At 45.3% G+C, this 7,563-nt stretch carries 10 protein-coding genes and 2 tRNA genes; 2 read left to right on the plus strand and 10 right to left on the minus strand.

The window, feature by feature from the left end:
- From IID12_08995 to IID12_09020, 6 genes are all read right to left on the minus strand, one after another.
- The coding region (locus tag IID12_08995; GenBank protein ID MCH8289225.1) for an RNA-binding protein at positions 1 to 179 on the minus strand (179 nt) is incomplete at its 3' end.
- Between the two features lie 121 nt (positions 180 to 300).
- Entirely contained in the window at positions 301 to 930 is a 630-nt protein-coding gene (locus tag IID12_09000) for an NAD(P)H-dependent oxidoreductase (GenBank protein MCH8289226.1), read from the minus strand.
- Positions 931 to 999: 69 nt separating this feature from the next.
- A tRNA-Pro gene (locus IID12_09005) sits at positions 1,000 to 1,073 on the minus strand.
- 58 nt (positions 1,074 to 1,131) lie between these two features.
- A complete protein-coding gene (locus IID12_09010) occupies positions 1,132 to 1,719 on the minus strand; it encodes a DedA family protein (protein ID MCH8289227.1) in 588 nt (195 codons plus the stop codon).
- A gap of 47 nt (positions 1,720 to 1,766) precedes the next feature.
- The gene (locus IID12_09015; protein MCH8289228.1) at positions 1,767 to 2,438 is read right to left on the minus strand and encodes a glycosyltransferase family 2 protein; all 672 of its coding nucleotides are present in this window, start codon (positions 2,436 to 2,438) and stop codon (positions 1,767 to 1,769) included.
- 23 nt (positions 2,439 to 2,461) lie between these two features.
- Positions 2,462 to 4,165 carry a M28 family peptidase gene (locus IID12_09020; GenBank protein ID MCH8289229.1) on the minus strand — a complete coding sequence of 568 codons (1,704 nt, stop codon included), beginning with the start codon at positions 4,163 to 4,165 and terminating at the stop codon, positions 2,462 to 2,464.
- 174 nt (positions 4,166 to 4,339) lie between these two features.
- Between IID12_09020 and IID12_09025 the strand changes: the two genes are divergently transcribed.
- Together IID12_09025 and IID12_09030 are read left to right on the plus strand one after the other, a co-directional pair.
- Positions 4,340 to 5,179, plus strand: coding sequence for a hypothetical protein (locus IID12_09025; protein MCH8289230.1), 840 nt, complete (start codon positions 4,340 to 4,342; stop codon positions 5,177 to 5,179).
- A 79-nt stretch (positions 5,180 to 5,258) separates the two neighbouring features.
- A tRNA-Pro gene (locus IID12_09030) sits at positions 5,259 to 5,332 on the plus strand.
- A gap of 432 nt (positions 5,333 to 5,764) precedes the next feature.
- Here IID12_09030 and msrA read toward each other — a convergent pair.
- The 4 genes from msrA to IID12_09050 form a co-directional block, all read right to left on the minus strand.
- Positions 5,765 to 6,253, minus strand: a complete 489-nt coding sequence (gene msrA, locus IID12_09035) for a peptide-methionine (S)-S-oxide reductase MsrA (protein MCH8289231.1) — start codon at positions 6,251 to 6,253, stop codon at positions 5,765 to 5,767.
- Entirely contained in the window at positions 6,250 to 6,594 is a 345-nt protein-coding gene (gene grxD, locus IID12_09040; protein ID MCH8289232.1) for a Grx4 family monothiol glutaredoxin, read from the minus strand. The genes msrA and grxD overlap by 4 nt, the downstream gene beginning before the upstream one ends.
- Before the next feature lie 21 nt (positions 6,595 to 6,615).
- Positions 6,616 to 6,861 carry a BolA family transcriptional regulator gene (locus tag IID12_09045; GenBank protein ID MCH8289233.1) on the minus strand — a complete coding sequence of 82 codons (246 nt, stop codon included), beginning with the start codon at positions 6,859 to 6,861 and terminating at the stop codon, positions 6,616 to 6,618.
- A gap of 200 nt (positions 6,862 to 7,061) precedes the next feature.
- Entirely contained in the window at positions 7,062 to 7,454 is a 393-nt protein-coding gene (locus IID12_09050; protein ID MCH8289234.1) for a MerR family transcriptional regulator, read from the minus strand.
- Between the last annotated feature and the right edge of the window lie 109 nt (positions 7,455 to 7,563).

A 7,563-nucleotide genomic window follows, 5' to 3' on the forward strand; every position in this document is an offset into this window, starting at 1 on the left:
ATATTCCTGATGGCGGTTCTCGCTTCGGTTTCGTCCGGCATATCCACGAAGCCGCTCGGTAATCCGCTCATTCTATCCGGCACAATCGATACGCTGTCCACTTTACCATAAGCCGTAAAGAGATGTTCGATATCGTCTTCGGTGACAACATAGGAAAGATTCCCGACGTAAATTTTCAATTATTCTCCCAAATGTTAAAACATTGTATTGCTTGATATAAGAGATATATCAACAATTATTGGGTTACAAGTTATCTACCGGCAGTTAATTGTCAAGTGATAAAATCGTATACTGAATCATTTATTCTTTTTTCTTAATTGCTCCTCCCGGGTTGACAGGAGCGCCTTCCCACTCCTGGAGAAATTCTTTTGATTTACCGAAATTGTGAAGCAGCGCAAATTTAGTTACCTGGTTTCCCAAGTTCTTTATCCTTTCGTTCAATTTATCGTCTTTTATATTACCCGATTCATCGAAAATAGTTCCCGCTTGAGGTATAGAAACTTGATCAGGAATTACCCAGGCGTGCAATGACCTGCCTATTGTTCGCAGTCCGTTAAGAGCGTTCGTCGCGCCCATTGAGCCGCCCGCAACTCCCAACAGTCCGACCATTTTTCCTCCGAATTCATCGAAACCCATCAAGTCGAGTGCGTTTTTCAATACTCCGCTGTAACCGGAGTGATATTCGGGTGTACCCAGAATAATCCCATGAGATTCTCCGACTTCCTCTTTGAGTTTGGAAACGTCCTCGGGATAGGTCTCATTGTTAAACCTTCCGTCGCAAAACGCGAGATCGTAGTTCCGCAGATCGATAAGTTTCGTCTTTGCCCCAGCTTCTTCGGCGCCTTGAAGGGCAATTGTGAGAGCTATTCTTGTATAGCTGCCGTCGCGGAGACTTCCGCATATTCCGGTTACTACTAATTCATTATCCATATAGTCAGACCTTTATTTTTGATGAATGATAGTTATGTATAATAATCCGATATCGTTCCTATCGGATAGTCGGGGTGGCGAGATTTGAACTCGCGACCTCTTGCTCCCGAAGCAAGCGCGCTGCCGGGCTGCGCTACACCCCGCTTTAAAAAGTAACCGAATTTAAGAGCATTTTAAAAGCGTAGCAAGTGAAAAAAGCAGTTAAAACAGATACCTTACGGCGAAAAAACCAAGAAACAGCAGGAATACGAACGTAACAGCCAGCTTGTTGAAGTATCTGTCGATAAAGAGTTTGATCGACGGCCCAAACCGGTAGATAAGCCCCGATAACAGGAAAAAGCGCGCTCCCCTCGAAAGCAGGGAAGCAAAAAACAGCTCGCTGATATTTACGTGAAAAACTCCGGCGGCGATGGTAAATACCTTGAACGGTATCGGTGTGAAGCCTGCAATGGCGATCGTAGAAAATGCGTTTTCGTTGTATTTCAGGGCAACATAGTCGAACTGTTCCTTGATGCCGTAAAATTCTATTATCCTGCTTCCTGCCGCATCGTAAAAATAGAATCCGATGAGATAACCAAGCATCGCACCCGAGACGGAGGCGATTGTGCAGTAAAGAGCGAAACGGAAGGCTTTTTTAGGTATCGCTACAGCCAAAGCGATGAGTAAAACGTCCGGAGGTATGGGGAAAAACGACGCCTCGGAAAACGACAATACGAATAGCGCAGGCACGCCATACGGCGTTTCCGCCCAGTGAAGCACCCAATCGTATAGAGTCCTGAGCCATCTGATAGGATTAAACTTTGACTCTTTAACAGCCTGATTTTGTTGATTTTCCACTACCAGAAAAAACTCCTGAAATAGAGCGATATAAATTTGAAACTATCCCTGAATTTGTTGATATGACTCCCCTCATCCGAGTAAATAGTGGGAATATCTATGCTCCCTATCTTATTTCCCCTCATCGAGCTTCTAATCAGCAGCTCCGATTCGGCAATAAAACCTGTTTCTTTTGTTACCACATTTTCCAGAACGTTTCGGCGAATCAGCCTGTATCCGCTCTGACTATCGGATATTTTTTGTCCTGTTCTTATCGAGAGTAAAATGGAAGTCCACTTGTTCGACAGTCGCCGGTCCCACGGCATCTCGGAACCGGATCTTCGCCTCGTTCCGATTATTATGTCCCAATCATGATGCTCTTCCGCCGCTTCGATAAATTCAGGAAGATATTTCGGATCGTGCTGCATATCGGCATCAAGCGTGATTACCATATCGCACTTATACTTCAGAGCAACGCTGAAGCCGCTCCTCAGCGCCGCGCCTTTCCCCCTGTTATTATCATGAACTATCACCGTCGCCCCCGACTGCTCGACCAAACTTCGTGTTCTATCGGTGGAGCCGTCGTCAACTACGATCACGTTTTCCCTTGGAAGATGCTCGATGCATCCATGTATGACTCTTGCGATATGCTTATCGGCATTGTATGCCGGTATCAGAGCAAAAATATTCAAAGAGGACGACCTCTATATTCGTCCTATTTCGAATAGTCTTTAAGCGATTTCAGCCTCGCTGCCTTAAATTCCTGTCCCTCGTGCCACACAGGGGTTTCGGCTGAATTGGCTATCGCTATAGTGGATTCAAGGACGAATTTTGCTAACTGCGCTGATCCGGACAGGTCCCACGAATCGGAATATTCATCGGAGGGTTGGTGGTAGTTTGCGTCTATCCAGGCATCGACGGTGTTTTCCTTCCACTCCTCGTCGTGTCCGATATACTCATTTCCGGCATCCACAGACACGGCTGGAACTCCCGCTTTTGCAAATGGAAAGTGGTCCGATCTGAAAAAGAATCCCTGTTCCGGCGATTGATCCGGTTTAAGTTCAAGACCGTTTTTTTCGGCAATCGGTTGAATAAAATCTTCAATTGTGGACCGCTTAAATCCGAGCGGTATCATATCCGACGTTTCACCCCATAAATTTATCGCATCGATATTAAAGAGCGCCTTTGCTGTCGCCAGATGGAAAACGGGATTTTCCGAATAATATTTAGAGCCGAGCAATCCGGATTCCTCTGCTGTAAGCGCCATAACGAGAATTGATCGCTTCAGTATCGGTTTGAGACCGACAGCCGCTTTCGCCATCTCCAATATTGCCGCAACACCCGAAGCGTTGTCCCATGCACCGTTATATATCTTGTCCCCTTCGCTGTTGGGAGCGCCGATGCCAAGATGATCGTAATGACCCGACCAGATAACCATCTCATTTGAAAGCAACGGATCGGAGCCGCGTATAATTCCGATTACGTTCTTTGTTTCTATAATCCTGATATTGCTCTCGATTTTTGTATTGACTTTGATTCCCAATTCCACGGGAGAGAAGTCTTTTTTCGCGGCAGCCTCTTGAAACTCATGTAAGTCGTAACCGGCGAAGGAAAGCAACTTTTCCGCCGAGGATTCCGACACCCATGACCTCAGCGCAAGCTGCGGAGGGGAATTGTCATTTAAACCGAGAGCAAACTGCTCTCCGCTCCATGAACCCTGAATGACTTTCCAGCCGTATCCGGCTGATTGATCCGTGTGAATCAGGATCGCTCCAACAGCACCCAGTTCCGCCGCTTTCTCATATTTATAGGTCCATCTTCCGTAATAAGTAAGCGCTTTCCCTCCGAACATCCCCGGGTCTTCGGACGGCGGATCGTTCACGAGCATGAGAAGCACCTTCCCGCTAACGTCCATTCCTTTGTAGTCGTCCCAGTCGTTTTCAGGCGCCTGAATTCCATACCCGACATACACTACTTCCGCATTCACTTCGGCTAACGGAACCTGCAATCCCGTCTCTTTCATGGATTCGTCAAAATATTTGAAATTCAATATTTTCCCGTTCTTCTCGAATTCTATCGACATGTCACCATGTAATTTTACACCGACCATCGGAAACGGCTGGAAATACGATCCTTCTACGACCGGTTCAAGTCCTATAGCTGTGAATTGCGACGCAATGTAGTCCGCAGCCATCTCTACCCCCTTGCTCCCGGGCGCCCTTCCCTCCATCGCGTCGTCAGATAATATTTTTATATGTCCTTTAATATTCTCGCCGGTGATCGAATTAAGCGCTCGGGCGATCAGGTTGTCAGGTGAAATGGCTTCGTCAGCGAGATCATCAACCGTTGTTTTTTGTGCACAGCCGAGGAAAGAAATCGACAAAATCACTATCCAAATATATACGTTTTGAAGCTTCATATTATTTTCCTGTTTAGTTATACAGTTTAAAAAATCGAATGGAAAAATAGAGAGAATGTCTTCAATCTGCAAGTGATTTTAGTTTCACGCTAACGCTCTAATAGCATCTATATCAAACGATCAATCGAGTTAAATAATTGCGTTTTTCACTTTATCTCTTAAATTGGGATTTTAATGAACATTTCTTCACTTGAACCGGTAATACGTAAACTCAGATTACACGGATTGATCTGGGCTATTATGATCCCTTCCGCATACATCTCCTATGTTGCGATCCAATTTTTTCACGAGATCATCGGACACGGCCTCATCAGTTCTTTATTCGGGATAGAATGGCACGGTTTCGGACTTACATCCGTAAGTGTCACTATTCCCCCGGATTCAAGCGCATGGGCTTACGCCGCATTTTACCTGAGCGGAAACGTCGCCGTATTCCTCAGCGGTATCGTTATCTTCAAATTGATCACCAGAAGAATAAAAAGACCGTCTATTCGATTCATGCTGGTCACAATCTCAACAGTGTGCTTCCTGACCGCAACACTTCCCGCGGCGCTGATTTTCTGGATGACAGACAACGATTATATTTCATTCCTGGTATCCACAGGAAACGCATCGCTGCCTTTAACTATGCTGACATCACTTTTCGGCACTCTTGCCTTTTTTTATACCGGTTCATACTCATTGACCCGCCTGCTTGAAGAAGCGTGGTCCGGATTGGATGTGCCGGATAAGAAGTATAGATTTGCTTTTCTAACGATTGGCGTTCCGTTGAATTCCATGTTTTTAATTCTGACGATTTATTTTTCTTTGATCGAATCTAACAATGCCTGGCTGATACTGTCGACAGTGATGGCGCTCTGGTTCAACCTTGCGCTTCCCTCGATCTCGGCTCACGTCATTACTCAGTCTGAAAAACGAAGGGTTAGAAAAGTAGGCCTGATTATCATCACGTCGATCGCGCTGCCGCTTTTAATATTGCACTATACCACTCAAAATATGATGATAACCTGGTAATCGAATCAGCGAATACTTGTATATGATATTTGATGATTCGTTATTGAATTTCGCTGGAGTTCTGTTAAATTATCTGATACGGAGCGTGGCGTAGCCCGGTAGCGCACTTGACTGGGGGTCAAGGGGTCGCGAGTTCAAATCTCGCCGCTCCGACGATAAGAGGGGGTCGCGGGTTCCCAGCCCGACTGACAGACGTAGTCGGTCAGGCAGGAAATCTCGCCGCTCCGACAGAAAAAGAAACAAGTTTCTCATTTAATAATCTTTCCGAACTTCCAATCTGTTACCGATGACGATTTTCCTCCTCACTTGAGGGAGGTGTCCCGAAGCTTCGGGACGGAGGGTGTGATTTAGTGATGACCAAGCGATAACACCCCTCCTCCGCCAGCCGGCGGATACTCCCCTCGAGGGGAGAGAATATCCGTTATTAAGAGGAATCCTACGGTTGACGAACTCCCGGTAATGACGATTATTTCCCTCCTTACGCCCTGTCCGACTACTGCCAGGCGGGAAAGAGGGAAAAGAAGGGGTAGTTCTCAAATAAAAACTGTGCGAGTCGGGATTTATCCTGACCGCTATATAATTAAATCAGACCGGGCAGTAATCGATTCCGTGCTTCTCGTAATAGCGCTGATGATATTCCTCAGCGCTGTAGAATTGTTTTGCCGGAGTTATCTTAGTTACTATTGGATTATTAAATAATCCGTTATCCGCAGCCCGCCGCATCGAAGAATTTGCTTCCTCTTCCTGTTCGGGAGTGTGGAAAAATATCGCCGAGCGGTATTGCTCGCCGACGTCGGGTCCCTGCCGGTTGAGAGTAGTCGGGTCATGACATTTCCAAAAGACGTCAAGCAGTTCTTCGTAAGAGACCTTTTCGGGATCGTATTCGACCTCGACGACTTCAGCATGTCCGGTCTCACCGGAGCATACCTCTTCGTACGTGGGATTTTCCGTATTCCCTCCGCTGTAACCGGAACTGACGTTGGCGATGTTTTCTATTTCGAGGAAGGCTGCTTCCACTCCCCAAAAGCAGCCTGCCCCAAACGTTGCTTTTTCTAAACTATTCTCAGAGTTTATGACTCTTCCTTTTCATCATCGTAAGCCCCGACGCTTCCAAGCAATTCCTGAAGCTCTCCGCTCTCATACATATCCATCATGATATCCGAACCGCCGACGATCTTTCCATCCACAAAAAGTTGCGGAATTGTGGGCCAGTCGGAATAGGCTGAAAGCACCTCACGAATATTCGGATCCGGCAGTATATCCATGCTGTTGAATTTGACATTCAATGATTTAAGAACCTCCGCAGCCTTGAACGAGAATCCGCACTGCGGCATTTCGGGTGTTCCTTTCATGAACAGCATAACTTTATTATTTTCTATGTCGGATTTGATTTTCTCAAGCATATCATCTGACATCGAGATATTCTCCTTTCCGCCCTAAGAAAGACTTTTCCACTGTTCCGGAGTATACGCCTTAATCTCCACGGCGTGTATCTCACCGCCGAGATTTTCTCCTAACGCACTGTGAATCATCCGGTGCCGGTCGATGAGAGGAACGTCCTCGAAATCATTTGAGACGACCATAATTTCGAAATGGTCTCCGCTCCCTCTTGTGTCTACGACCGCTACCTGAGAATCGGGAAGTTTATCTTCTATGAGCTTCTGTATTTCTGTTTCCTGCATTTATCTTCCGTTTCATTTTACTATCAACAACGCTTGAGAATATAACACGTTTAAAAACAGTATCAAAATATTTTGTTAGTGGCGATTTGACACGTTCCGGTAATGAAATTAACGATCCAAAAAAAGCGCCTGCGGTGGGATTTAGTGTCAGGCGCTTTATTTCTGCATACAGTGGGATGTGTATGCATGTGCAATGAAGTCTATTTTTGCAGTATTTTTTTCATATCCGATAAGCCTTTTCTTATCGTAGATAACGCATTTATTAGAGTATCCTCATCGTTTTCTTTTGCGGGGGCTGCTTTACTCAACTTCAATTTCGGAGAGCCTATTTCCCCCATCTCCTCAAAATTCAACGCTTTGAGTTGGTTGCGCGCTCCTTCAATAGTATATTTTTGATCGTACAGCAGATACTTAATGTGAAATATTATCTTGATGTCCTTATCTTTGTAAATTCTATTGCCAGCCCTGTTTTTGGTAGGCTTTAAAGCAGAGAACTCTGTCTCCCAATACCTTAGGACATAAGGCTTAAGTGCCGTTAAATCAGCGACTTCCCCAATTGAGTAATAGAGTTTTTTTATCTGCGGTTGACTCATCGATTCCTTATAATTGAACAGTTGCTATTCAAGTAACACTTTATATTATAAGAAAAGGAATTCGGGGAATCAAGTATTTTTTACTGTTTCTTTTTTAAAAACAATTACA

It is taken from the genome of Candidatus Neomarinimicrobiota bacterium (genome assembly GCA_022567655.1).
Taxonomy (GTDB): Bacteria; Fidelibacterota; SORT01; order SORT01; family SORT01; genus JADFGO01.